Annotated in this window: 21 protein-coding genes; 14 read left to right on the forward strand and 7 right to left on the reverse strand. The window is 62.1% G+C overall.

What is annotated here, in order from left to right:
• Positions 1-514: 514 nt before the first annotated feature.
• Positions 515-1933: a chromosomal replication initiator protein DnaA gene (gene dnaA / locus QMA10_RS14045; protein WP_290169285.1), complete on the reverse strand. Its 1419-nt coding sequence runs from the start codon at positions 1931-1933 to the stop codon at positions 515-517.
• Between the two features lie 477 nt (positions 1934-2410).
• Between dnaA and rpmH the strand changes: the two genes are divergently transcribed.
• The 8 genes from rpmH (at position 2411) to QMA10_RS14085 (ending at position 8348) form a co-directional block, all read left to right on the forward strand.
• On the forward strand, positions 2411-2548 hold the full coding sequence (gene rpmH / locus QMA10_RS14050; protein ID WP_056010217.1) for a 50S ribosomal protein L34: 138 nt from the start codon (positions 2411-2413) through the stop codon (positions 2546-2548).
• 62 nt (positions 2549-2610) lie between these two features.
• Positions 2611-2979, forward strand: a complete 369-nt coding sequence (gene rnpA / locus QMA10_RS14055) for a ribonuclease P protein component (protein WP_290169295.1) — start codon at positions 2611-2613, stop codon at positions 2977-2979.
• Between the two features lie 7 nt (positions 2980-2986).
• Entirely contained in the window at positions 2987-3358 is a 372-nt protein-coding gene (gene yidD / locus QMA10_RS14060; RefSeq protein ID WP_290169296.1) for a membrane protein insertion efficiency factor YidD, read from the forward strand.
• A 9-nt stretch (positions 3359-3367) separates the two neighbouring features.
• Positions 3368-4330: a membrane protein insertase YidC gene (gene yidC, locus QMA10_RS14065; RefSeq protein WP_290169299.1), complete on the forward strand. Its 963-nt coding sequence runs from the start codon at positions 3368-3370 to the stop codon at positions 4328-4330.
• Positions 4327-4896 carry a R3H domain-containing nucleic acid-binding protein gene (locus QMA10_RS14070; protein ID WP_290169301.1) on the forward strand — a complete coding sequence of 190 codons (570 nt, stop codon included), beginning with the start codon at positions 4327-4329 and terminating at the stop codon, positions 4894-4896. The genes yidC and QMA10_RS14070 overlap by 4 nt, the downstream gene beginning before the upstream one ends.
• Positions 4897-4949: 53 nt before the next feature.
• Entirely contained in the window at positions 4950-5582 is a 633-nt protein-coding gene (gene rsmG, locus QMA10_RS14075; protein WP_290169302.1) for a 16S rRNA (guanine(527)-N(7))-methyltransferase RsmG, read from the forward strand.
• 425 nt (positions 5583-6007) lie between these two features.
• A complete protein-coding gene (locus QMA10_RS14080) occupies positions 6008-6964 on the forward strand; it encodes a ParA family protein (RefSeq protein ID WP_356835153.1) in 957 nt (318 codons plus the stop codon).
• A gap of 97 nt (positions 6965-7061) precedes the next feature.
• Positions 7062-8348 carry a ParB/RepB/Spo0J family partition protein gene (locus QMA10_RS14085; RefSeq protein ID WP_290169304.1) on the forward strand — a complete coding sequence of 429 codons (1287 nt, stop codon included), beginning with the start codon at positions 7062-7064 and terminating at the stop codon, positions 8346-8348.
• A gap of 4396 nt (positions 8349-12744) precedes the next feature.
• On the opposite strand, the gene QMA10_RS14090 is transcribed toward QMA10_RS14085, so the two are convergent.
• From QMA10_RS14090 to QMA10_RS14115, 6 genes are all read right to left on the reverse strand, one after another.
• Complete coding sequence (locus tag QMA10_RS14090; RefSeq protein WP_290169305.1) at positions 12745-13911, reverse strand: peptidoglycan-binding protein; 1167 nt, start codon at positions 13909-13911, stop codon at positions 12745-12747.
• 41 nt (positions 13912-13952) lie between these two features.
• On the reverse strand, positions 13953-14279 hold the full coding sequence (gene trxA, locus QMA10_RS14095; protein ID WP_104053463.1) for a thioredoxin: 327 nt from the start codon (positions 14277-14279) through the stop codon (positions 13953-13955).
• Positions 14280-14306: 27 nt separating this feature from the next.
• Positions 14307-15332 carry a thioredoxin-disulfide reductase gene (gene trxB, locus QMA10_RS14100; protein ID WP_290169306.1) on the reverse strand — a complete coding sequence of 342 codons (1026 nt, stop codon included), beginning with the start codon at positions 15330-15332 and terminating at the stop codon, positions 14307-14309.
• Positions 15333-15522: 190 nt separating this feature from the next.
• Positions 15523-17118 (reverse strand): ABC transporter substrate-binding protein, encoded by a 1596-nt coding sequence (locus QMA10_RS14105; RefSeq protein ID WP_290169307.1) that lies wholly within the window; start codon positions 17116-17118, stop codon positions 15523-15525.
• A 167-nt stretch (positions 17119-17285) separates the two neighbouring features.
• Positions 17286-18947 (reverse strand): murein biosynthesis integral membrane protein MurJ, encoded by a 1662-nt coding sequence (gene murJ / locus QMA10_RS14110; protein ID WP_290169310.1) that lies wholly within the window; start codon positions 18945-18947, stop codon positions 17286-17288.
• Positions 18948-19036: 89 nt separating this feature from the next.
• Positions 19037-19567: an NUDIX hydrolase gene (locus QMA10_RS14115; RefSeq protein WP_290169311.1), complete on the reverse strand. Its 531-nt coding sequence runs from the start codon at positions 19565-19567 to the stop codon at positions 19037-19039.
• A 144-nt stretch (positions 19568-19711) separates the two neighbouring features.
• Here QMA10_RS14115 and QMA10_RS14120 point away from each other — a divergent pair, with 144 nt between their 5' ends.
• The 6 genes from QMA10_RS14120 to QMA10_RS14145 form a co-directional block, all read left to right on the forward strand.
• Positions 19712-21274 carry a CCA tRNA nucleotidyltransferase gene (locus tag QMA10_RS14120; RefSeq protein ID WP_290169313.1) on the forward strand — a complete coding sequence of 521 codons (1563 nt, stop codon included), beginning with the start codon at positions 19712-19714 and terminating at the stop codon, positions 21272-21274.
• A 17-nt stretch (positions 21275-21291) separates the two neighbouring features.
• Positions 21292-21948 carry a histidine phosphatase family protein gene (locus QMA10_RS14125; protein ID WP_290169315.1) on the forward strand — a complete coding sequence of 219 codons (657 nt, stop codon included), beginning with the start codon at positions 21292-21294 and terminating at the stop codon, positions 21946-21948.
• A 191-nt stretch (positions 21949-22139) separates the two neighbouring features.
• Entirely contained in the window at positions 22140-22316 is a 177-nt protein-coding gene (locus tag QMA10_RS14130; protein WP_290169317.1) for a hypothetical protein, read from the forward strand.
• A gap of 595 nt (positions 22317-22911) precedes the next feature.
• Positions 22912-23034 (forward strand): hypothetical protein, encoded by a 123-nt coding sequence (locus tag QMA10_RS14135; protein WP_290169318.1) that lies wholly within the window; start codon positions 22912-22914, stop codon positions 23032-23034.
• Positions 23035-23205: 171 nt separating this feature from the next.
• Complete coding sequence (gene mshA, locus QMA10_RS14140; protein WP_290169319.1) at positions 23206-24453, forward strand: D-inositol-3-phosphate glycosyltransferase; 1248 nt, start codon at positions 23206-23208, stop codon at positions 24451-24453.
• Between the two features lie 62 nt (positions 24454-24515).
• Positions 24516-26187 (forward strand): formate--tetrahydrofolate ligase (locus tag QMA10_RS14145; protein WP_290169321.1); only part of this gene is annotated, 1672 nt, incomplete at its 3' end.

Genomic DNA, 26187 nt, shown 5'->3' on the forward strand with positions numbered 1-26187 from the left:
TGACAAGTGAGGGAGCATCGCCGCGCGCTGCGGCGCCGCAGTTGCACCGCGTTCGAGACACCATCTCAGGATGGGCTGCGAATGACAACAATACTCTGTGCCAGCTTAGCGGCAGACCTGCCGCCTGTGCACGGCCCCTGAGGCACCCTGGGGACCCATCCATGTGATTTGTGAAGACATCCGATGTTCGTTTCGGTCAGGGTGCGCAGGGAGTCCGGAAAGGTCAGATGTTATTTGGTGGAACCGAATTTCTTAAGGTTCGTAGTGTTAATAACTCCTGTGGATACTGTGGATAACCTAGCCGATCGGGGCGTCAGGGCTTTTGTTGCCTGTGGATAACTTGTGGGTACTGCATGCAGCGTCCGATCCGGGCTGTGGGGAACTTTTTTGTAATTCCGCGTATCCACAGGGAAGTGCAGCTGGTTGGGAGTTATCCACCGGGTTATCCACACCCTTGTCCACAAATGTTAATTTCGAGCCCCTGCGGGGCTCTGCATCCCCGGAATTCCGGGGATTATGCCTCCCGCTGCTGCTGCTTGATCCGGTTGGTCAGCTCGGTCACCTGGTTGTAGATAGCCCGCCGCTCAGCCATGAGTTCCCTGATCTTGCGGTCCGCGTGGATCACGGTGGTGTGATCCCGTCCACCGAGTTCCTGGCCGATCTTGGGCAGCGACATATCGGTAAGTTCGCGGCACAGGTACATGGCGATCTGGCGGGCCGTGACCAGTGTCCGGGTCCGGGACTTGGAGCACAGTTCTTCCAGCGAGATCTGGAAGTAGGCCGCCGTCTGCCCGAGAATTGACGCCGCGGTGATTTCCTGGGCGCCGTCGTCGGTAATCAGGTCCTTCAGCACTATCTCGGCCAACCCCACGTCAACCTGCTGCCGGTTCAGGCTGGCGAAGGCAGTCACCCGGATCAGGGCCCCCTCCAGCTCACGGATATTGGTGGAGATTTTGGAGGCGATGTATTCAAGGACATCGTCAGGGGCACTCAGGCTGTCGCCGATGGCTTTCTTGCGCAGGATCGCAATACGGGTTTCCAGCTCCGGCGGCTGTACGTCGGTGAGAAGGCCCCACTCAAAGCGGGACCTCATCCGCTCTTCAAAGCCAGACAGCTGCTTGGGCGGCAGGTCGGAGGTGATGACTACCTGTTTGTTGTGGTTGTGCAGAGCGTTGAACGTATGGAAGAACTCTTCCTGCGTAGCGTCCTTGTTGGCGAGGAACTGAATGTCGTCAATGAGCAGGATGTCCACGTTGCGGTAGAGCTGCTTGAAGCTGGCACCCTCGTCATAGCGGATGGAGTTGATGAAGTCATTGGTGAACTCTTCGGAATTTACGTACCGCACGCGGATGCCGGTATAGAGGTGCCGGGCGTAGTGTCCGATGGCGTGCAGCAGGTGGGTTTTGCCGAGCCCCGAATCCCCGTAGATGAACAGGGGGTTATAGGCCTTGGCCGGAGCTTCCGCCACCGCCACTGCCGCCGCGTGGGCAAACCGGTTAGATGAACCGATCACGAAAGTCTCGAAGACGTACTTGGGGTTGAGCCGGCCAAATTCCTGGGATGTGCTCGGCGGTGTGGGAGAAGGAGCGCTTTCTCCGCTGGGGACCGGGTTGGGAGCGGGCTGTTCGGGCTCCGGCTTCGGATCAGCTTTCACCGCAGGCAGCATGTCCGCGTCGATCACGAAAGCACACTGGATATCCGCTTGGAAGACTCCCCGCAGGACCTCATCCAGAATGTGTTTGAGCTGGGTCTGGAGAACCTCACGGGTGAGCTCGTTGGGCACCGCAACCAGCAGAGTGGTTCCGATGAGCCCCTGTGCCTGGGCCAGAACCACGAAACCCCGCTGCCGGGGCGAGACCCGGTCGTCCGTTTCCAGCGTTCGAATGACCTTGCGCCAGGAACTGCCGACGTCGTTGATTTCGTCCGTGCCCACAAAAACCTCTCGTGATCGCCCTCAGCGGTCTCAGAAAACATGGAAGCCCGTGCGGGTTTCCGGCGTTTCATCCACAGAGTTATACACAGTTAGTGGATAAACCGCCCGACGCCTAGCCTAAGGGATGATTTCCCCCTGTGGTAGCTGGATTCCGGCTGTGGACAGGCTCTGGGACAGGGCTCACACTGCCCCGCGGGCGGGTATGCTGGGGAGAGTTGTCCACAGGTGTGGATCAAACTGTATGAACAGGCTGTCGGTCCGGGCACCCCATTCCCGGTTTGACTGGGGGCGGTCCTGCCCCTAACGTGGAGTAGTCCTTTGTGTCTGCTATCTGCACTCATACATGCCCATCAGGGTTCTGGGAATCAGGGTCCAGGTCCGGGTTGAGAGCAGTCAGTCACATGAAATAAGCGCCGCTTGTTCTTCCCCCTTGTCGTAGCAAGCCAGCGCAACTCAGATTGTCTTGGAGTAACTACCGTGAGCAAGCGGACTTTTCAGCCGAATAACCGCCGTCGTGCCAAGAAGCACGGCTTCCGCCTTCGCATGCGTACCCGTGCCGGCCGTGGAATCCTTTCCGCACGCCGTGCCAAGGGCCGTACCGAACTGTCGGCATAAACAGCTTTAAGTTTGTCGATGCTGCTTACCTGCAGCCCCGCAACCGATTCCGGACGGCCTGAATGCTGGCCCTAGGAAACCGGGTGCGGACGTCGACGGATTTTTCTCATACTGTACGTTCCGGTGCCCGAAGTGGGCGCCGGAACGTAGTCTTATATGCGGTGAGAACCGGGCCGGGCCCAACCCGCGTAGGCTTCATCGTCGCCAAAAGCGTCGGGAACGCAGTGACACGCAACCTCGTTAAGAGAAGACTGAGGGAAGCAGCTGCGGAAAGTCTGCGTGAGTATCCCACCGGATACGACGTGGTGGTCCGTGCGTTGCCGCCGGCGGCAACGGCGTCGTGGCAGGAACTCCGTACGGACTTCATGGGAGCGCTTCGCACCTGTGCAGGCAAACTCGACCGTGTTCCATCGTTAGACCAGAAGAGGTGATCTGCTGATGAGCCGCTCCGGTACCAATCCGGGAAGGGCTGTTCAGAGGGTTGCCTCTTTTGTGTGGAATCTGCCGCGCTACATGCTGATCGGCCTGCTGGTTGCCTATCGAAAAACCATTTCGCCCCTGTACGGGCCGGTCTGCAGGTTCTTTCCCTCCTGCTCCGCTTATGCTCTTGAAGCCGTGACTGTTCACGGTGCAGTACGCGGTACGTGGCTGGCTGCCCGGCGGCTGGTCCGCTGCCATCCCTGGAATGACGGCGGGGTGGACCATGTCCCGCACGGAGACAGGAATTGGGATCCGAACAGGGTTCCGAGAATTATTGTGCTGAATCACCCCGTGATTCCAGCCGACGAAGACAGCCGCGAAGCGGCCTGAGGAGTATAAATGGGTTTCTTCGAGACGATACTGTTCCCCTTTAAGTGGGTAGTGTCCTGGATCATGTGGATCTTCCACGAGGGTTTCGTTTTCCTTGGGATGGATGCCGCATCCGGCTGGACATGGACGCTGTCCATCATTGGCCTGGTGATCGTGATTCGGGCCGCCCTGATCCCGGTCTTCGTGAAACAGATCAAGGCCCAGCGCGGCATGCAGTCGCTGCAGCCGGACTTGAAGAAACTCCAGCAGAAGTACAAGGGCAAGACCGATCAGCTCTCCCGTCAGGCTATGACGCAGGAGCAGATGGCGCTGTACAAGAAGCACGGCACCAACCCGTTCGCCGCGTGCCTGCCCATGCTGATCCAGATGCCGTTCTTCTTTGCCCTGTTCCAGGTGCTGAACGGTGTGTCCAAGGCCAGTGACAACGGCGAGCACATCGGCGCCCTGTCGTCAGAAGCCATCCAGCAGTTTGATGCGGCCACCATTCTCGGCGCTCCGCTCTCTTCCTCGCTGCTGCACGGCGGCGGCGGCGACGGCCAGGTTGCCGTCGTCATCCTCTCCATCGTGATGATCCTTGCCATGACCGCTTCGCAGTTCATCACCCAGAAGCAGATCATGTCCAAGAACATGTCCGAAGAGGCGCTGGCCAGCCCCTTCATGAAGCAGCAGAAGATGATGCTCTACATCCTGCCGCTCGTATTCGGTATCGGTGGTATCAACTTCCCCATCGGTGTGCTCATCTACTGGACCACCACCAACCTGTGGACCATGGGCCAGCAGTTCTTTGTTATCCGCCGGATGCCCACTCCGGGCTCCCCTGCAGCCAAGGCAATGGCCGAGCGCCGGGCGAAGAAGGGACTCCCCATGGTCCCGCTGCTCGGTGAGAAGAAAGCCGACGCCGACGAGCCGGCTCCGGTGGCCGTGAAGACCCAGCGTGTCCAGCCCCAGCGGAAGAACAGGAAAAAGCGATGACCACAGAGCCCGCAGCGGAGACGCCGGAATCCGGTTCAGAGACTGCAGGGATTGACCCTGCCGCTGACCCGCAGGCAGGCGTTGCCCGCCCCGGCCGCCTCGAAGAAGAGGGCGACGTCGCTGCGGACTACCTCGAGGAACTGCTGGACATCGCCGACATCGACGGCGACATCGACATTGAGGTCCGCAACGGCAGGACTTACATCTCGATCGTGGCTGAGGAAGGCGACGCCGGCGGCCTCCAGCACCTTGTCGGCAAGGATGGAGAAGTCCTGGAAGCCCTGCAGGAGTTGGCTCGGCTCTCAGTGCTCACTGCCACCGACAGCCGCTCCCGGCTTGTACTGGACATCACCGGCTACCGCCAGGGGCGCAGCGCGGAGTTGCAGGTCATTGCCGAGAAGGCCGTTGCCCAGGTTCGGGAGAGCGGCCAGGAAATTGCACTTGGCCCGATGAGTGCCTACGAGCGAAAGATCGTGCACGACGCCGTGGCCGATCTTGGCCTCTTCAGCGAGTCCGAAGGCGAAGGGGCCGCGCGCCACATTGTGGTGTCGCACTCCGAAGCCTAGGCCGGGCCATTCACTACTGGAAACCTGCACAGCAGACAAAGGACACACACCTCGTGGTTGAAACATCGCCCGCTGAACGCACGGCGGCGGAAAAAATCTTCGGTTCCCGACTGGATCTGGCTGAACGCTATGTCGAACACCTGGCTACGTCGGGAATGGAACGGGGACTCCTGGGCCCCCGGGAGGTGCCGCGGCTGTGGAGCCGGCATGTGCTGAACTGTGCGGTCGTCGCCGATCTCATCGATGAAAATCTGCGCGTTGCGGATGTCGGAAGCGGCGCCGGGCTTCCGGGACTGTGCCTGGCGATAGCCCGCCCTGATCTCCACCTCACTCTCATCGAACCCCTGGAACGCCGGGTCACCTGGCTGAACGAAGTGGTTCAGGATCTCGGTCTTGAGAACGTGACAGTCCTGCGGGGTCGGGCAGAACAGGTCGTCGAGGAGGTAGAGGCCGACGTCGTGACAGCCCGGGCAGTGTCGGCACTGTCCACGTTGGCCGGCCTGACCATTCCCCTCCTGAAGGGAAAGGGAGAAGTCCTGGCGATCAAGGGACGCAGCGCCGAGGAAGAAATTGCCAAGGCTGCCAAGGCAATCCGTAAGCTGGGGGGCCGTGAAACGTCCGTCGTGACGGTTGGCGAGGATCTTCTCGAAGACCATACAACGGTTGTTCGCATCCTAGTGGGATAGTGGTTCGCAGCACTATCTTGTGCACACACCGGCCTCGATCCGGGATATTTGCCGGGCAGCGGATAGGCTGGATGGACTAATGCCTATGTTTGGAAAGAGAGCATGTCCAGGTGAGTGCGCGCCGCGATTCCGGAGCAAAACGAATTCCCCCTTTTGCTGCTTTGGGTTCTGCCCTTTCCGCACAGTTTTCCCGGATTCAACCCCAAACGTTTGAAGCTGGCCAAAATCCCGCACAGAGTTCGCCGGGTGTAGCTGAGATTGGTGAACCGGCAGCGCATGGGGAAGAGAAACAGACCTCAGTGGCGCCGCCGGCGGAACCCGGTGCTTCCGAACCGGCCAGCACGTCGCCCGCAGCCGGTATCGAACTTGTTTCACGTGAAACGACACAAAGTGCTGTTCCCCTGCAAACCGCGGTCGAGCCGTCCGTGGGCCCCGAGGCTATCGAAGGTGGTGTATCTGACGCGGCGGTCATACCGTCGACGTCGGTGGACGTTATGGATTTGATGGACGAAAGCACCCCGCTTGCCAGGGAACTGGCTCACGAAAATCGACGACGTGAGAAACTGCGCGGCCGCGACCTTCCCCGCCCCACGGAAACGCGCATCATGACGGTCAGCAATCAAAAGGGCGGTGTCGGTAAAACCACCACCACCGTGAATCTGGCTGCGGCACTTGCTACAGCGGGCTTGAATGTCCTGGTGATAGACATAGACCCGCAGGGAAATGCTTCGACAGCCCTCGGCATCGATCACCGCGCCGAAGTCGAGAGCATCTATGACGTGCTCATCGATGACCTGCCGCTGGCGAATGTTGTCGCGGAATGCCCCGATATCTCCAACCTGATCTGCGCGCCGGCCACAATCCATCTGGCTGGTGCTGAGATCGAGCTGGTCTCGCTGGTAGCCCGTGAACAGCGGCTCCGCCGGGCCATCGACGTTTATGCCGCAGAGCGTGAGCGGAATGGCCAGGAGCGTCTGGACTACATTTTTATTGATTGCCCGCCGAGCCTGGGACTGTTGACGGTCAATGCTTTCGTCGCGGCGCGGGAAGTCCTGATTCCCATTCAGTGCGAGTACTACGCATTGGAAGGCCTCAGCCAGCTGTTGAAGAACATTGAAATGATTCAGAAGCACCTGAATGCTGATCTGGTTGTCTCCACCATTCTGCTAACTATGTATGACGGGCGCACGAATCTGGCAGCGCAGGTGGCAGCTGAGGTACGGGAACATTTCCCGGATCAGGTGCTGGGCGCAGTGGTCCCGCGCTCCGTGCGTATCTCCGAAGCTCCGAGTTATCAGCAGACGGTTATGACATATGATCCGTCCTCCAGCGGCGCTCTGTCTTACCTGGAGGCTGCGGCAGAGATCGCCCAGCGCGGTTAGACACCCCCTGGTCCTTGCGCCGTTCCGGACGTATGGACTCGTAAAATACAGTCACAAACAAACCATGCCGCTTGTGTGCATAAGGGAAGGACATACCATGACCGAAAAGCGTCGTGGCTTGGGAAGAGGCCTGGGGGCACTAATCCCCAGCAGTGCAGAACCCGAGGAACCTGCGTCCTCAACTTCGGTGCCCACGCGTGGCGGGCGTCCCGTGGATTTGTTCTTCCCTGCCGCCGGTGACCCCGTAACGCCCTCGCGGCCTGCGGCTCAAGGCGCCAGGAAGGGCAGCGGAATCAATAAGGATGCTCTCCGCGGCCCCGCTTCCAAGGCAGCAGCGTCCTCCCCGGCCCGCCATCACAGCCGTACTGCCAAGGGTCTGGAGGGCACTGAAGGGGACTCCGGAGATACCAGCTCCAGCTCATTACCCGGCAGCGCCGCTGTAAGCGCCGTGGAGACACCTTCGGGCAGCTCCGGAAGCACAGGTGGTCCGCAGGGTCATGAAGCAGCTCAGGGCACTGCAGGGGCCGCTGAGGCTAGCCGCGTTTCACGTGAAACATTGGTAGAGGTGCCCGGCGCGACCTTCGCAGAGCTTCCAATTGAATCAATCCACCCGAACAGAAAACAGCCCCGTTCCGTCTTCGATGAAGAGGACATGGCGGAGCTGGTTCACTCAATCCGCGAGATCGGAGTGCTTCAGCCCATCGTGGTTCGGCCCTCCGCCGAGAACGATCCTGACCACCCCTATGAACTCGTTATGGGTGAACGCAGGTGGCGGGCCAGCCGTGAGGCCGGCCTGGAAGCTGTCCCGGCTATTATTCGCTCAACGCAGGATACCGACCTGCTTCGTGACGCTCTGCTCGAGAACCTTCACCGCAGTCAGCTCAACCCACTGGAAGAAGCCGCTGCGTACCAGCAGCTTTTGGATGACTTTGAGTGCTCGCACGAGGAACTTGCCGACAGGATTGGCCGATCACGGCCACAGGTCACCAACACGCTGCGGTTGATGAAGCTTCCCCCGCTGGTTCAGCGTCGTCTTGCTGCCGGCATTTTGTCCGCAGGGCATTCACGGGCATTGCTGGGACTGGCCGACGCTGCGGAGATGGAAAAGGTGGCTCAGCGAATTGTCGCAGAAGGCCTATCTGTTCGGGCGACTGAGGAGATTGTTGCCCTGAGTGACGGGCTTCGCCGGCCCGCCAAAGCAGCGAAACCGAAGACCGGTGCACGGCATGAGCGCCTCGACTACCTTGCCACTTCCCTTTCCGACCGCCTGGACACCAATGTCAAAATCACCCTGGGTGCACGAAAAGGTAAGGTCAGTATCGAATTCGCCAGTGTTGATGACCTGAACCGCATCATGGGAGTCCTGGCCCCGCCGGCGAGTTAGGGTCGGTGCAGGGGTGTTTCACGTGAAACACCCCTGCCAATGCAGATGTATGTCGTGATGCTTTGCCATCGTCTGGAATCAATTGCGGCTCCGGGCGGGTGCCAGCTGGTGCGCGACGGTCCGTTCCCCGCCGGAGTTTGGGTGACTTTGGCTGTCTTGATGACCGGGGCCTTCATTCATCGGTACCACGAGTTGCGGCGGAAATAGCCTCGTTTGGGTGGATCCCCAGCACCAGCGCTAATCCATGAGGAATGTTCGTATATGGATTGGTCTTCAGGTCGCGTGTCTTTTGCTGCCCTTAGAGATCTGTTGCCGTGCATACCTGGCCACACCGCACATATGTTAGGCGCTAGCGAACTCCGTGGTGGCGGTGCTGTTTCACGTGGAACAGTGCGCTGGCAGGGCCGGGCCGTATGTCCTGGTCAACCGCGAGTGCATGCTAGGCGCTGAGCCACATACTTCGCCTATAGCGCACGGGTACAACTGTTGCGCTTCGGATTTGCGGTAGCATTCTCAACGGAGAAGAGTGCTGAACTACGACGGAAACCCCACAGTTAGGCTGTCTGGAAGCAGGGACCCGGCGTATGTCGTATCCCTCGTACCATGCCTCAGACGGCGGTGGAAATGGGCACCTCGTGTGAAAAACTCGGGGCAAGACGGTCGGGCATGAGGTCAAGACGGCCGGGAGCAGGGGTACTGTGGGCGCGTTTCACGTGAAACGCCCGCGAGGCCGTTACCGTAAGGCGTCTTGGGAACCCTCACTAGGCGAGCGGGCTTCGGGAAACGCACGGAGAGTATCTGTCTGTTGTGGGTCGGTCGTACGATCGTGGGCCAGATCGTACCTTGGTCGGCGATGAGCTGATTGGGTCCCGTGAAGACTGCACCTAGCGACGAGCTAACTACAGGTTCATGCAGTAGCCCACTACCGTGCAGCTGCGGGGATGTCATCGAATGCAGGGAGCGCTCGGAGAGTTCTGGCTGGGCGGCCGCCCTCCAGGCTGGATGGATACTTCCCAGGCTGGATGGCTACTCCCGGCAGGACTCTAAGCGGGCGGGCCAAGGGTCCTACTAGCCCTGCTTGTTTCACGTGAAACTACACTGTCGCGGCTTCGTGCTTGGCCGTAGATTGTGGCCGGGCTCCTGGCCGGCCACAACTGAGGTGACGGGCATGAGGCAACATCGCGACGATTCCCCTGAGTGTGTTTCGGCAATCCTGTGTACGGCCGATTTCTATCCACGGCGGATTCTTGAGGGGACGACCTGCGCCTTTGGAGCCTGAGCCCGGACATGCAAGTCAGGCCGGCGCCCAAGCGTCGCGAGCCATGCTGTCTGTCGGGTCACGTGCTACCTACTCTTCGATCGTAAGTATTCCTTTCCAGGCACTGGGCGACCATTGGCTCACCCGTTCCATCTGCCTGTTCCAGCCTTAAATCAACTCAAATCAGCATGACCCCGGGGTTCTATCTCCGCGCGCGATATGACTGGACCCCGACTGCTGGTGCAGCACTAAAGATGGCGAGTGCTGCGCTGACCGGTACGAGGATGGTGCGTGCCATCAGCTAAACCAAGCTCACCACTGCGACCGGTAGGCCCGCGTACGGATGCTAGTTTCACGTGAAACAGGCATGAGCCGCAACTCATAGCTCCATCCCCAAGCACTCATTGGTTGGCTACGGGATTGCCCGAGGCAGCGTCGCCACCTACCTAACGCCAGTATGGATGGTTAGACCCAGCGGTGATTCGAGTCGGAAACAAGTTTGGCTGGAGCGGTCAACTCACTCGGTGGCGCGCAGGACGTGTCCTTGTTTCACGTGAAACGCCCAGTCCCCGTTACACAGTTCTCATCGTCGGCAGATCAGTGCACCGATGATCATGACACGATGCTCCATCCATAGAGTAATGACCGGGTTCAAGAGTCGTGGGTGACGGGGCAACATTTCTCGTCATGGGGCTCCCTAACGGCAACCGACACCATGAACATCCGCCGTCGAACATCGGTCCTGATCACCTCATCCGCCCGTAGCATTCGCGGGGACGCCCCTGGTGATGGTGACCCATCGGTCCTCATGTAGCTGCGGAACCTGTAGTTCCACTGCGGGTATACGCCGCAGCCCCTCCCGCGAAATGTCCTTAGTCCTCGTTAATCGCATGAGACTTGTGCCGTGTTCAAACATGAAATCTGGGTTATCAGGATGTTTACAGGAGGAACGGGGTGAGGGGTCATGCTGCCTTTTGGGTGATTCGTCGGTGAGCCCCTTGGGGTCCCAAGGGGATACCGCAGACTCCCAGGACGCAAGGGATGTATCAGCTGAGGTTTGGACAGCACGACAAAAACGATGGCAGCTCAGCACCTCTTCATTCAGTAACAACTGTAGTGAGGTGACCCGGACTAGGGATCCGCACTAGGGATATGGCCACAGCTGGCTCAAAGAGCAGGCCTCCCTCCCGGCCGTAACTCAGTGCGTTTGTCCCGGAGACGGATACTGAGCCGGGATGAGTCGGCAGCGCAGAAAGGTTTCGGCGGCTTACGGAGCCAGGGTGGGCCGCTGGGACAGCATCCGCTCAGCTCATGGGCACGCCAGAGTTTCGCATTCCCGGTTTTCATGAGTTCATGCAGTGGCCTCCGCGTCCGGCCTCCCTCCGGACCCGTTACTGTGGTCGGCACTGCAGCGGTGCTGTCATAGTGTCATAGCCAGTCAGTACCCGTCGCAACGGATTTTCGACCACACCCGGTCCTCTTAGTCGGCGCGGGACTCATGGGCCCTTTAGTGCTGGACCCCATAGCCGAACGTCAAGCCCGCTCACGTGCGACCGGGAACGATTGGCAGCCATCAGACGGAGCATGCGAAGGGGCAGTCATTGCTGCCGAAGCGGCATGTTTCGCGGCCGTGGCTCGAACTTCGGCTTTGGCAGCTTCCAGTTCTTGCTTCGGGCCGCTGTCATTGCCTATCTGCAATGGTGTTGTTCGGGCCGGGAGGAAGAGTGGAAGCCGAGCTGATGTGCGCATAAAAATAGGTTGACAGCGGACCTGGTTGGCCGTTGGAGCAGTGGATCGGTTGGTGACGCTCTCACGATACGGCTCAGCAACCCCCATCATTGCCTGTTGAGGAGAGGAGTACACAGATCCGGACCTCCCGGCGTGGTCCCGCTTTTCCCAGTGACACCGCGTGCATCCCCCCGCTCGAGACCTCACCGAACGAGCGCTAAGAGGGACAGACACCCGCGCCGACATGCACACCTGCACTGAATACCCAGGAGCAGAGCCACCAGTAGAGTGCAGGGGCTGCCTCCAGGCCGGTCCGCCAGAGCGTGGAACCGCGCCGCCCCGCGGCGTTACGCCCACAATCTCTCCTCCACCAGCACATGCGGCTCGGCCCAGACACGTGCCACAGAAGGACCAGCGAGGCCAGCCGGGGGCAGGACCGCCCCCGAATCTGCATCGCCACGGCATGACCCAGCACCCCAACCTGCCAGCACCCCAACCTGCCATGTGAATGAAGAGGTGCGTGAGCCCGCCACGCGCCGCCCGGTGAACAATAGAAGGCAAAAGGAGCTTGCCAGAAAAAGATCTGGCAAGGGGCCAGCCCCCAAGAGAGCAGCGGCATTGAGGAAGTAGAATCCCAAAAAAGGCATCTCAAACACCAGCACTGGCTCTTTGGGAGCCACGGAAATCTCCGGATAAGCGCAACGTACCCCGAATCATCAAGTCAGCACGGCTGTCAGGAGGAAGCGTGATCAAGCGGCGGAAACGGCGTTCCACCTGGCTGCTTGCTGCCTTCGCGGCGGGTATTGCGGGCGCCGCGGCAATTTTTCGTAGGGCGGGAACCTGCACTGACTTTGTGGGCGCAGCGGGTCAATGCAGCACCGGACCGTCGTTATCCACCGTCATTGTGGCGGCACTATTCTGCGGCCTGGCCGTCTTGCTTTTCAATCTTTGGTGGAACGGCCGCCGAACATGACAGCCGGACCTCAGCCGCTGAAAGCCGGCCGCTTCAGCCGAATTCACAAAAGCAGCAACCCAGGAAAGCAGCCCGGGACAGCATGAGAGAGCGGTAAAAGTTACAGGACCGGTGATGTTTCCGGAGCGGCGGGTTTGAATCCCTGTGATTCGCGCGAAGTGGTTGTTTGGCACGCACACCGACTGTCCTCATAACCTGGGACGCAGATGAGGCGAAGGCATGGGCTGAGCCGAAGGTGCGTAATCACCCGGAATGGATTGTTTCTGCGGCTTCAACCGCGAGACTCCACGTGTACCCATCAGCAGATGCTTGGCTGCGACGTCCTTCTGCGATGAAGACCGTAACTCATGTCCCTAACGTCCGCCGTCAAGACGCCTAAATACCGACGGCGGCATCCCCGGTAGAGGATGCCGCCGTCGTACGGTGCTGGATGCCTGTCAGAGTCCGGCTACGCGCCGATCCTCAGGTACTTCCACCGGATTGAAACGGAACACGTCGTCCAGGGCCAGGGTGCCTGTGGGCTGGTCCTCTTCTTCAAGCAGGTAGAGGCGCTGGATGCCGATCACGATGGAGTCAGCCACCGTTTGCCGGAACACCGGATCCGCCAGCCGCTCCGCGTCACCGCGGTTACTGAGGTACCCAAGGTCCAGGCCCACGGAGGGGATGCCGGAGAGCTTGAGGGTGTCCCATGTGCGGCCGTGGACGCCGAGGCTGTCCATCCCTGTCCGCGCCGTGAGTTCCTTCATCAGCAGGATGGCGGCCCGGTGCCCGATGGGTGAGCGTGCTTCACCGGTTCCGGGCAGGCCCCAGTAAAAGGCGGCAATTCCGGAAGCCGCCTGCTGGTCCAGCCAGTCGCAGTGGAGATCAATGCTGAGGCTGGGGACACTTTCACCGTCGCCGTCCACACCGGCGAAGGCTGATGCGCGGGAAACAACGCCTGCGCCGAACTCACGCAGAATGCGCTCCACACGCTGTCCGATGTCGGCGGCCACCATGGCCTCGGTCAGCGGCCGGGACGTCAGCCGGTCGACGGCGTGGGGCGAGGCCAGCTCCGAGCTTCCGGTGCTGAGGGCGATCAGCCGTCCGCGCAGTGCGGCGGTGGAATGGTCCAACCGCTCGTAGTCACGCAGGGCAAAAGCCTGGCTAGGGGTAATGGCGCGGTTAACCCGGGCCATGGACCGAATAGTGTCCTGGTCGCAGACTCCGGTGCCGGGAATGCCGAGGTTGTTCTGCAGCTCGGCGACAGCGTAACGGGTACGGACGTTGAATTCGCCGTCGATGTGGCCGTAGTAGAAACCCAAATGCGAGAGATGCCGCTGGAGTTCTGCAACGTCATCGCCCCGTATGGGCTGCTGGCCTTCGACCAGCGCCAAAACACGGTCCCCGAAACGGAATTGTGCCTCAGTCAGGGCACGCAGAGTATCGGGGCCGGCCACGCCGTCCACGATGAGCCCGCGGCTTTGCTGGAAGGAACGGACGGCGGCGTCCACATGATCGTCGAAAAGGTCGGGGTTATTGACGGAATCCGGAGCCAGGTAAGACATGGAGATGCCGGCGTGCAGCAGCGCTTCTCGAAGCGCCCTGACACGCCGGCTGGCGTCCATCCTCCGCAGGGGTTCTCCTGCCGGGTGCATGGTGGCTGAACTTACTTCAGGAAGGCCGCGAATTCCTGCTCCAGGACCTGCTTGGGCTTGGCGCCGATGGACGTGGCAGCCACTTCACCGCCCTGGAAGACGTAGACAGCAGGAATGGAGGTGATGCCGTACTTGGCGGCGATGGCGGGGTTGTCATCCACGTTCACCTTCACGACGTCCACCTTGTCCGCGTACTGCGCGGCAATGTCGTCGAGGATGGGGGACAGCATGCGGCACGGGCCGCACCACTCTGCCCAGAAATCAACGATGACAGGCTTGTCTGCGGTGAGGACATCGGCTCCGAATGAAGCGTCGGTGACATCTTTTGCGTTGCTCATGGTGTTGCTCCTAACAGTTTTCTGAACTTAGAGGGCGGCGTGTTCGGAGACGGCTTCGGCCGGCGGGGTGGGAACCTCGGCGGCGGTCTGCGCGGCATCTCCCAGATCGGCCAGGTAGTGTTCGACGTCGATGGCGGCAACGCAGCCCGAACCCGAGGCGGTGATCGCCTGGCGGTACGTGGGATCGATAACGTCGCCGGCGGCGAACACGCCGGGGAGGGAGGTCTTAGAGGTGCGGCCGGCGACGGCGATCGTGCCTTCGCTGGTCAGCTCCAGCTGGTCCTTCACCAGGTCTGTGCGCGGATCGTTGCCGATCGCGACGAAGACGCCGGTCACGGCCAGGTCGGACTCCGAACCGTCTACCGTACTGCGCAGACGGAGCCCGGTGACCTTGTCTTCACCGTAAATGCCCGCCACTTCCGAATCCCAGACAAAGCGGATCTTCTCGTGGGACAGGGCGCGGTCCTGCATGATCTTGGACGCTCGCAGGGTGGAGCGGCGGTGGACCACTGTCACGCTGGAGGCAAACTTCGTCAGGAAGAGAGCCTCTTCCAGGGCGGAATCGCCACCGCCGATAACGGCAATGTCCTGGCCCTTGAAGAAGAAACCGTCACAGGTGGCACACCAGCTGACGCCGCGGCCGGACAGGCGCTTCTCGTCTTCGAGTCCCAGCTCGCGGTAGGCGGAACCGGTGGAGATGATGACAGCGCGTGCCAGGAAGGTTTCACCGGTACCGATGGTCACCTTCTTGATGTCTCCGTCGAGCTCCAGTGCGGTGACATCCTCGAAGAGGATCTCGGTGCCAAAGCGCGCGGCCTGCTTTTCGAACTGGGCCATCAGATCAGGGCCCATGACGCCTTCGGGGAAGCCGGGGAAATTCTCCACGTCGGTGGTGTTCATCAGCTCACCGCCGGCAGTGACCGAGCTGGCGATCAGCAGCGGCTTGAGGTTGGCGCGGGCCGTGTAAACGGCGGCGGTGTAACCGGACGGACCGGAACCGACAATGATGACGTCGCGCACGCCGTCGGCGGCTGCGGGGGTTTCGATGCTCACGGCTAGGTGTTCCTCTTCCTGTTGAAAACTCAAGCGATCCTGCAGTAGTGCTGATGAAACATTTCCGTGTGCGTACTTCGGGATCACTGGGCACAACTGTTACAGGCTCCAGCTTATTCCGGGGAGCGCACTGCGCACACTTCGGGAGGCCGGCGGTGGTTCCTCCCGGCCCGATCAGTGACCCGGCGGGTTAGGACACGTCAATTTCGGCGATCCGCAGGCCCCACGGATAGGCAGCCTGCCCGCTCAGCCGCGGCAGCTGCGTGAAGTTGACGATCACGTACTGGGCAGTGGCCGTTTCACCGTTTGTCTTGGGCACCTGGATGCTGGTGGTGGGGCCGGTGAAACCGGTCTCTGCCACTGTGACGGCGCCGTCCAGTGTCGGGGAATCGTTGAGCAGCACGGAGAAGCTTCCGCCGGTGCCGTTGAGCTGGGTGATGTCGATCTTGCTGATCGATGATTCCTCTTCCAGCTCGACGACGAGAGCCAGGTTCGGTGCGTAACCGCCAAAGGTGTCATTGGCGTATTCGTAGCTGGACCAGTAGGTGGCCGCATTGCCGTCCAGGATCTGCGGCAGCGCGCCGTCATTCTCAGCATCCAGAGCGGGATTTGCAGGTACCAGCCGGCTGACCCCTGCAGGGACCGGAGCCGGGGCCGCGGGTTCCTCCTCGGCGGGCGCTTCCGGTGCGGGTGCCGCTGCCTCGGCGGTGGATGAGGGCGCAGTGCCGGTGCCGGCTTCAGACCGATCGTCGTTCCCGAGGTCGCCGAGGGTTGTCACGGATAGGATGACGGCGACAAGGAGCACCAGGGTCAGGATGGAGCCCACCAGAACCCGGCCCATGGTGCGGTTGCTGCGCGGCGAGGGTTCCTCATCCTCGTCATATCCGCCGTCCTCCGGGTAGTCCTCACCGAAACCGCTGCCGGCTCCTGCGGTTGAGGCCGCCACAGCGGACTTGGGGAAGCTGGAGGGCGGGCGGACGGAATCCTGCGCCGGCCTGTCACTCTCCGAGACACGGGCCGCGACGATGTCATCGTTGTCGGCGTCGTTATCGGTGTCCTGCGAATAATCAGTTTCCGTCCAGCGTGAAACCTTGGGAGTCTGGCCGGTGGCCGGCGCCGCACCGCGCTCCTCGACGAGGGGGCGCCTGGGCCGGGCGGAAGGCGGCGGCGGCAGGGTAGCTGCGCCGGTGGCTGCCTCCGCGGGAGCGTCCTCGGGTTCGCCGAACTCCAGGTCGCGTGCGGCGGCCTCTTCAGCGCCGGAGACCATGGCCCCGGTTCCCGCCGCCGCACCCCCGCCGCGCCCAAACTTGGGAAGCCTGGGCAGCGGGCGGCCGGACATCAGCGGCTTGCGCGGCGCCCGTTCCGCCGGTTCCTCCGCGTACCTCTCATCTTCTTCGTTCTCCGGTTCCCGCGAACGGGGCATGCCGAAAATTTCGGACCCGAGGGTATCGGTGAAGAAGGGCTCCACATAGGGTGCGTCCCGCTCTATGACCAGATCCAGCAGGTCGGCCGCGTTTGCGTTGTTGGTCACCAGGTAGGTGCGGCCGTCGCTCACGCCCAGATCCAGGACCTGCACGTTGCTGGCACGTTCACCGGTGGCTATTTCGCGGGCACTGGCACTGACCTGGGAAGTGTTTTCGGGAGCAGCCAGGAGGATGCTTACCGCACGGTTCAGCACCTGGTCCACGCCGTCGAGGACCAGGTCATTCTCTGCTGAGGCCAGGACCCAGGCGGTCACTTTGTAGCGGCCCCCCAGCGTCGAGCCAACGTCTACCGGCTGTGGCACGTGTTCCTCCCATGGAAACGGCAGATTACTGCGTTCGTTCTTGCTGCGGACTGACCTGCTGAGTTAATCGTGACGAGACTGCATCGCATACTTTGTACCCATGCTACCCGCGGGCGGCGGGAAATCCTTTGGAAGGCAACGCCGGTTCCCGGGCACGGGATACCGGCCTAGCGGCGCACCTTGGCCAGCAGGGGTGCAAGGAAGGCATCGAGCTCTTTCACCTTCAGGATGCGCAGCATGAAGAAGTAGGACGCGGCCATCAGTGTCCCGCAGACCAGCAGTGCCACCAGCGAACCGGTGAGGGAGGACCAGACAAAACCGTCCGCGGAATAGCCGCCCAGCAGCCCCAGCGCCGCTGAGCCCAGGACCGCGCTTCCCAGGGCCGCGACTGTCAGCCGCACGTGGACATCAAAGATCTTCCCGGCCCCGTAATAGCCCAGTTTCCGGGTGAGGAAGATGTGGCTGATCACCACGCCGGCAATGTTGCCGAGTGAATACGCAATGGCCAGGCCGAAGACAATCCGGTTGGGTGGAAGAGCCGCGGCACCCAGCGCCAGCGCGATGCCGAAAACGGACAGGATGATCTGCATGATCATCGGTGTCTTGCCGTCCTCGTCGGCGTAGAAGGCACGGTTCATGAGGAACGTTGCGCTGAGGAAAGGCGCACTGATGGCCAGCAGCACCAGTACCTGCGCCTGGACCACGGCGGAGGCATTGGAGCCGCCGCTGAACCACATGCTCAGGGGACCGGCCAGCACCACCAGCACGGCGGAACAGAAGACGGTTGCCACGCCGATGGCGCGCAGGCCGGAGGACACGGTGTCCCGAACGGCTTGCAGGTTCCTCTCGGTGAAGGCGTGGGACATCTGGTTGAACAGCACGGTGGCCAGCGAGAGGGTGATGACGGAGTGCGGGATCATGTAAAACATGGACGCCGTCTCAAGGTTCAGGTGTCCGGCAATAACCTCCGGCGGGTTCATCGCTGCGTAGGCCGGGCGTGCGGCCGTGGCGATGGTGGCGATGTTGGTGTAAACGAGGTACGCGCCGTTGCCCACCAGCATTGTGATGATGGTCCACTTGGCCACTTTCCCGGTCTGCCGCAGGCCGATGCCGCGCATCCGGAAGTTGGGGCGCAGGCCAAGGCCTAGTTTGCGCAGCGGAATCAGGAGGACGAGGGCCTGGACAATAATGCCGAGGGTGGTGCTGCCGGCCAGCAGGACGGTGGCTGGCGTGGTCCAGTTCTCCGGTGAGAAGGCGTTGGTTTCTTCCCGTCCGATCAGCGCAATGAACAGCACGATGCCGGCGATGGCCACCACGTTGTTGACGACCGGAGCCCACATATAGGCCCCGAAGCGGCCGTTGGCGTTGAGTGTCTGACCGATGACCGCATACGCGCCGTAGAAAAAGATTTGCGGAAAGAGCCAGTAGGCAAAGGTTGTCGCCAGCGGAAGCTGGGTTTCATCCAGCTGCGTCACCAGGGGCAGGATCCATGGTGCGGCAAGCGTTGCAAGTAGGGCCAGGGCGCCCAGCCCGAGCAGGCTCAGGGTCATGATCGACGAAACATACTCCCGGCCCCGGTCCGGCCGCTTGCTGGCCTTGATGATTTGCGGAACCAGCACGGCGTTGAAGACGCCGCCGGCCAGCAGCAGGTAAATGAAGTTGGGCAGCACGTTGGCGGAGCTGAAGATGTCCGTTACCAGGCCCGTGTTGCCAATGGCCACGGCCAAAAGGGCGGTTCGGACGAGGCCGAGGACACGGGAGACGAGGGTTCCGGCTGCCATGACGGCGCTGGAACGCGCCGTGCTGGGAGCAATATTGTTTTCGGCCATGGTGTCCCTATGCTCTCACTTCAGTGCGGCAGCCGATAAAACGCAGTTCTGCGCCTGGGCTGGAACACAGCCGGAACGGACCGGTGCGGTCAGAGGTAGCGGGGCAGGATTTCCCGCGCCAGGTCAGCGATGCGCCGTTCGTTGGGAAAGGAGAGGCGCTTGCCCAGCTCAGCCAGCGGAACCCAGGCGACATCCACGGCTTCGTGATCCGGATCATTTTCGATGGTCAGGTGTCCGCCCGTGGCAGCCAGCAGGAAATGGTGCACGGTTTTATGCACGCGGTGCCCGCTGACCGTAAACCAGTAGTCGATGCTTCCCAGGGCCGTCAGGATCCGGCCGTCGATGCCGGTTTCCTCGGCAATCTCCCGAATGGCGGCTTCACGGCTGTCTTCGTCATTCTCCGGATGGCCTTTGGGGAGGCACCATTCCAGCCGCCCGCCGCGGTTCAGCCGGGCGATGATGGCCACGGGCAGGTCCGCTGAAGCGGCATCCACCACGATTCCGCCGGCGGAGACCTCTTCGACCGTTGGAAGGGAGGCATGCACCGGATGCGCGGCGGCGCCGCCCATTGACGCCGTCAATGGGGTTCGCTTGGGTGCGCTCGGTACGGGATGGGCCATAGGACCACTCTAACGATCTTTGTCCGGGGATGATGACTGGGCAGCGGTACCCCGGAGAGGAAGCGGGAAAGCCCGGCGTGTCCGGTTTCCGGATGGCACCTGATGTGCACCCCCTGACCTTTTATCTGGCACGCTTAAAGCACTATGGCGCACCTTTCTGACAGCTCGGCCCTGAAAACTCCTCTTCCCTCCGTTGTCGGCGACCTTGGGCAGTTGTTCCACGACGCCGGTTACGAGCTTTCCCTCGTGGGCGGTCCGGTGCGGGACCTCTTTCTGGGGCGCGTATCCCCGGACCTGGATTTCACCACCAACGCCCGCCCGGATGACATCATCAGCGTGATTCGCCGCTGGTGTGACACCTACTGGGAGATTGGGCGCGCGTTCGGAACTATCGGTATGCGCAAGGCCGGTTTCCAGATTGAAATCACCACGTACCGGGCGGACGCCTATGATCCTGATTCGCGCAAACCTGCCGTCGCGTTCGGGGACAAGCTTGAAGATGATCTGTTCCGGCGCGACTTCACCATGAACGCGATGGCCCTGCGGCTGCCGTCCATGGAACTGGTCGATCCCTTCGGTGGAGTAAAGGACCTGCACGCGGGCCTCGTGCGCACTCCGGGTGCCCCCTCGACGTCGTTCTCCGATGACCCGCTGCGGATGATGCGTGCCGCACGCTTCGCCTCCCAGCTGGAAGTGGACGTGGCGCCGGAGGTTTTCGAGGCCATGAAGGATATGGCCGGACGCATCACCATCATCTCCGCAGAGCGGGTCCGCGACGAACTGGTCAAACTCATTAACGGCAAGGCGCCCTGGGCCGGCATTGACCTCCTGGTGGAAAGCGGGCTCGCCGGGCATGTCCTGCCGGAGGTATCCGCGCTGAAGCTGGAGATTGATGAGCACCACCGTCACAAGGATGTCTACCAGCACTCACTAACGGTGCTCCGGCAGGCCTGCGGCTTGGAGACGGACGACGACGGCGCGGTGCCGGGCCCTGATTTTGTCCTTCGTTTCGCTGCACTGATGCACGACGTCGGCAAACCCGCCACCCGCCGGTTCGAACCGAACGGCTCCGTCAGCTTCCTCCACCACGACGCCGTCGGGTCCAAGCTCACCGCCAAGCGGATGAAAGCGCTGCGCTTCGACAATGACACCATCAAAGCCGTCTCCCGGCTGGTGGAGCTGCACATGCGGTTCTACGGATACGGCGATGCGGGCTGGACCGATTCCGCCGTCCGCCGCTATGTGAACGATGCCGGTGAGCTGCTGCAGCGGCTGCACCGGTTGACCCGATCCGACGTCACCACCCGCAACCGGCGGAAGGCGGAGCGCCTGGCCTTCGCTTATGACGACCTGGAAACACGCATCGCGGCGCTCGCCGAACAGGAGGAACTGGCTGCCATCCGCCCCGATCTGGACGGCCAGCAGATCATGGCCCTGCTGGGCATCCGTCCGGGCCCCGTGGTGGGCCGGGCCTACCGGTTCCTGTTGGAGGAACGGATGGAAAAGGGGCCGTCCAGTGAAGCTGAAGCGGCGGAACAGCTGCGGAGCTGGTGGGCCTCCCAGCCTGAGAATCCTGACAATTCCGCTGCCTCCGCGGCCGGTGACTCCGATGCTGCCGCGGCGCCCGCAGAGCCTTCCGCTGACCGCGCCGGCAATGCCGCCGCCCGCGGCGGTGCCAAAATGGAGCAGGACGGAAACCCGTCCTGACAAGCGGAAGGAAGTAAATGAGTAACGCTGAGGACTTCGGTCCCGCGGTTCCGGATACGACACCGGCAGGCACCCGGCTCCCGCGCCTGTGGCTGCTGCGCCACGGTGAAACGGAGTGGTCCCGCGAGGGAAACTACACCGGTCTGACGGACATACCCCTGACGGAGGCGGGCGAAGCCCAAGCCGTTGCGGCCAAGGAGAAGATTGGCCATGTGGACTTCGATATGGTGCTGTCCTCTCCGTTGATCCGGGCCCGGCGCACCGCCGAGCTCGTGGGCTATCCCAATCCGCAGGTCCTTCCCCACGCCCATGAATGGGATTACGGAGACAATGAGGGCCGCAAGAGCACCCAGGTCCGTGCCGAGAACCCGGGATATCTCATCTGGAATGACGGCGTGCCCAACGGTGAAACCCTGGACCAGGTGGCCGAGCGGGCAGACCGCATCATCTCGCTTGTCCAGGCCGGCTGCGGAACGCCCATGGACCGTACCCCGGACGCGGTCCCGGTGGAAAAGGTCCTCCTGGTGGCGCACGGCCATTTCCTGCGCATCCTCGCTGCCCGCTGGCTGGGCCTTCCGGCGGAGCAGGGACGGCATTTTGTCCTCGGAACAGCTGCCGTCTGCACACTCGGCTGGGACAAGCACACGCCCGCCATAGTGCGCTGGAACTATTAGCCATAAAAAGAATATAAAAAAGTTTCCGTAAATACCTTGGCAGGGAACGGAAACCTGTTGTATGTTTTTCCTGCGGCCACCTTTCTTACGGGTGGATGCCGCACCAGCCAGTGAATACGTTGTATTCCGGTCCGCCCCTACTGACCGGTCCATCCGAAAGTCCATGCACTCATGAAAGGGAGGTGGGGTATATGAACATCCACAAATTCCTCACTGCCACGACGGTTGCCTGCCCGCAGGCCCGCACGTCCTTCCCTTCGACTGCAGGGCCGCTGATGCGGTCCGTTGGACGGCTGGTGGCCGGTACCGGCACGGCGGGTTTTGGAGTCTCCTGGCGACGGTCTCCGTTTGAAGGCGGCCGCGGGTAATCCCTGCCTGATCATCCCGGGGCGGTAGTCCCTGGTTGACGGCCGAACCGTTTCCAACTCCGGTTCTGCTTTTCCGGGCGAGTTTCCGCTTCCAGCCTGGCTTCTGGCTGGACGGCGTGCGGCACTGCTCTCTTCGGCGGTACTGCTCTCTTCGGCGGTACAGCTCCTTCCGGCGGCACTGATCCCTCCTGCGGCACCTCACTGAAGTTCCCTGGCACCGTTGCGCGATACGCCGCCTGCGGCCCGGGTGAAGTTTCAGTAAGGGCGCCCGCAGGTATGAGCCGCAGGGGCCGGACCGCTCCGGCAGGCAGCACCGGTTATCCCGGCGGGCTGACTCCGATTTCCCGCACCTTATTCTTCAGGGTAATTTTCTTATTTCCCTGCGGCCTTTCTGGGCCATTCTCTTACACATCTTTTACTTTTGTGCACCCAAAATGTACGCCTTTCTCCGGAGTTTACTGTGCCTAAAACCAGCCTGCCCTTTTCAGTGCCGATAAAACCCCTGGCATTTCCTGAAACATTTGATGCCGCCGACGTACGTGAAGCCCCCGAACCGCCCTCCGTCCCTCCGAAGTTCCGAAAGGAGGTGTCCGCCATGTTTTTCCGACTCCTCGCGTCCTTCACCCGGGACAACGCCGTTCATCAGGCCCGATTGGACCAGTGCTGGAACAGTCCGCACCGCTACCTGATGGCCCACAACACCTGGTCGGTGAAGTAGCTCCCCGAACCGGCGGGAACAAAACCGGGGGAGTCCGCGCTGTACTTCAGTGCGGACTCCCTGCTTTGTGTGTGGCGGCCTGTGCGGCCTGTGCGGAAACCATGCTCTGCGCAGTGTCGTTATAAAGTCAGTAGGGGACAAGAACAGCGGCCGGCCAGGAAGGGAGTGCTGTTGCTTCAGGTAAAGCGTGTCGCCATGCTCTCCCTGCACACGTCACCGTTGGAGCAGCCAGGCTCCGGTGATGCCGGCGGCATGAACGTTTACGTGCGGTCCATGGCCGTGCAGTTGGCTGCCACCGGCGTTGAGGTGGAGATTTTTACGCGGGCAACCGACCGGCACCAACGGCCGGCAGTGGAACTTGTGCCCGGCGTTACTGTCCGCCACATTGAGGCCGGGCCGCGCCGGAAGATTGCCAAAGAACTTCTGCCCGGGCTGGAAGCGGACCTGGCGGCATCCGTGACAAGCAGCCATTCCTACCGCCCCAGGCCCCGCTTCGATGTGATCCATTCGCACTACTGGATCTCCGGCACGGCCGGGCTGGCTGTTGCCCGCGCGTGGGACCTTCCCCTGGTGCACACCATGCACACCATGGCCCGGGTGAAAAACCTCCGGCTGCAGCCCGGAGAGAAACCTGAGCCCCGGGTGCGCATTGACGGGGAACAGGATATCGTGGGCGGCGCAACCCGCCTGATCGCCAATACCAGCACCGAAGCAGCCGAACTGGAATCGCTGTACGGAGCCAACCCCCGCGACGTAGACGTCGTCGCTCCGGGAGTGGACCTGGAGATCTTTTCCAGCCGGAACGCCGATGCGTCCCGTGCCCGGCTGGGTGTGCCCCGCGGCGTGTTCCACGTTGTGTTTGCCGGCCGTATCCAGCGGATGAAGGGCCCCCAGGTGCTGATCCGGGCTGCCGCGGAACTCCATGCCCGCCGTCCGGACATCCCGCTGCATATCACCGTGCTCGGTGCCGGCAGCGGCGCCGAAGTATTGGACCTGCAGCCGCTGGCGGATTCGCTGGGACTGCACGGACTTGTCACCCTCCATCCACCGGTGGACGCAGCCGCGCTGGCCGAATGGTTCCGGGCCGCCGACGTGGTGGCGGTTCCCTCCTTCAGTGAATCCTTCGGCCTGGTGGCCCTCGAAGCCCAGGCTTGCGGCACTCCGGTCCTCGCGGCCAATGTGGGCGGGCTGCCCAAGGCGGTGGAACACGGCCGCACCGGGCTCCTGGTGGATGGCCATGAAAGCGGGCGATGGTCTGCACAGCTGGAGCGGCTGTACGACGACGACGGGCTGCGGCGGGCGCTGGGCTACGGCGCAGCAGTCCATGCTTCCGCCTTTGGCTGGAAGCGCACTGCCACACTCACGGCGGACAGCTACCAACAGGCCGCTGAACAGTTCTCGGCTCACTCCGTGCGCTGATAGCTTGTTGATACGCCACCACCGCCGATGACCGTCGGCGGGAACCCGGAAGGACCGCAACGATGCGCGCTGCCGCTGACATGTCCAGCGATTTGGAAATTTCCCGCCAAGCGGTGATGAAGCCTGTGACGGACATTGCCCGCGCGGCAGGCATTCCCGAAGACGCCCTGGAACTGTACGGACGGTACAAAGCGAAGGTTGACCCTGCGCTGGTGCCGGCGCGCAGCACACGCGGCAAGGTGGTGCTGGTCACCGCCATGAGTCCCACGCCTGCCGGTGAAGGAAAATCCACTGTCACCGTGGGCCTGGGCGATGCGCTGGCCAAAGCCGGTAAGAATACCGTCATAGCCCTGCGGGAACCTTCACTGGGGCCGGTGCTGGGCATGAAGGGCGGGGCCACGGGAGGCGGCTGGTCGCAGGTGGTGCCCATGGAGGACATCAACCTGCATTTCACCGGTGACTTCCACGCCATCACCACTGCCAACAATGCGCTGACAGCCCTGCTGGACAACCACATCTACCAGGGCAACGAGCTGGGGATTGATCCGCGCCGGATTACCTTCCGCCGTGTCATGGACATGAATGACCGCTCGCTGCGCGACATTGTCATTGGCCTCGGAGGCCCGGTGCAGGGTGTGCCGCGCCAGGACGGTTTCGATATCACCGTGGCGTCGGAGATTATGGCCGTCTTCTGCCTGGCCCGTGATCTCGCCGACCTGAAAGAGCGGCTGGCCCGGATCACGGTGGGATATACCTACGACCGGCGGCCGGTCACGGTGCGGGACCTGGGGGTGGAGGGGGCCCTGACCCTGCTGCTCAAAGACGCGGTGAAACCGAACCTGGTCCAGACCCTCGCCGGGACACCGGCACTGGTGCACGGCGGCCCGTTCGCCAACATCGCCCACGGCTGCAACTCCGTCATCGCCACCGAACTGGCCCGCACTGTCGGTGACATCGTGGTCACCGAAGCAGGCTTCGGTGCCGATCTGGGTGCCGAAAAGTACATGGATATCACCGCGCGGGCCGCGGATGTGGCCCCCGACGCCGTCGTCCTCGTGGCAACGGTCCGTGCCCTGAAAATGCACGGCGGCGTGCCGAAGGACCGGCTGGGAGAGCCTGCCCCGGAGGCGCTGGAAGCGGGAAGCGCCAACCTGCGCCGGCACATCGAAAATATCCGCAGGTTCGGGATGAAGCCGGTGGTGGCGGTAAACACCTTCACCACGGACACGCAGGAAGAAGTGGACTGGCTGCTGCAGTGGTGCGCCCGCGAGGGTGTTGCCGCGGCCGCCGCTGATGTCTGGGCGAACGGCGGCGGTGAAGACGGCGGCGACGCGCTGGCTGCCAAGGTCCTGGAAGCCCTGGCGGAACCTGCTGATTTCCATCCCCTGTATCCGTTGGATATGCCGGTCGAGGAGAAAATCCGAACGGTGGTCCGGGACATTTACGGAGCCGACGACGTGGAGTTTGCCCTCCCGGCCCTTCGACGGCTGGAGGAAATCAAGGCCGGCGGATGGGACTCGCTGCCCGTGTGCATGGCCAAGACCCAGTACTCGTTCTCCGACAACGCGGCCCTGCTCGGAGCTCCAACCGGATTCACCGTGCACGTGCGGGACCTGATCCTGAAAACCGGGGCCGGATTCGTGGTCGCACTCACCGGTGCCGTGATGACCATGCCCGGACTGCCGAAGGTTCCGGCTGCAATGCGCATGGACGTTGCCGCTGACGGCACGCCCT

It is taken from the genome of Arthrobacter sp. APC 3897, assembly GCF_030407495.1.
Classification (GTDB): Bacteria; Actinomycetota; Actinomycetes; order Actinomycetales; family Micrococcaceae; genus Arthrobacter_B.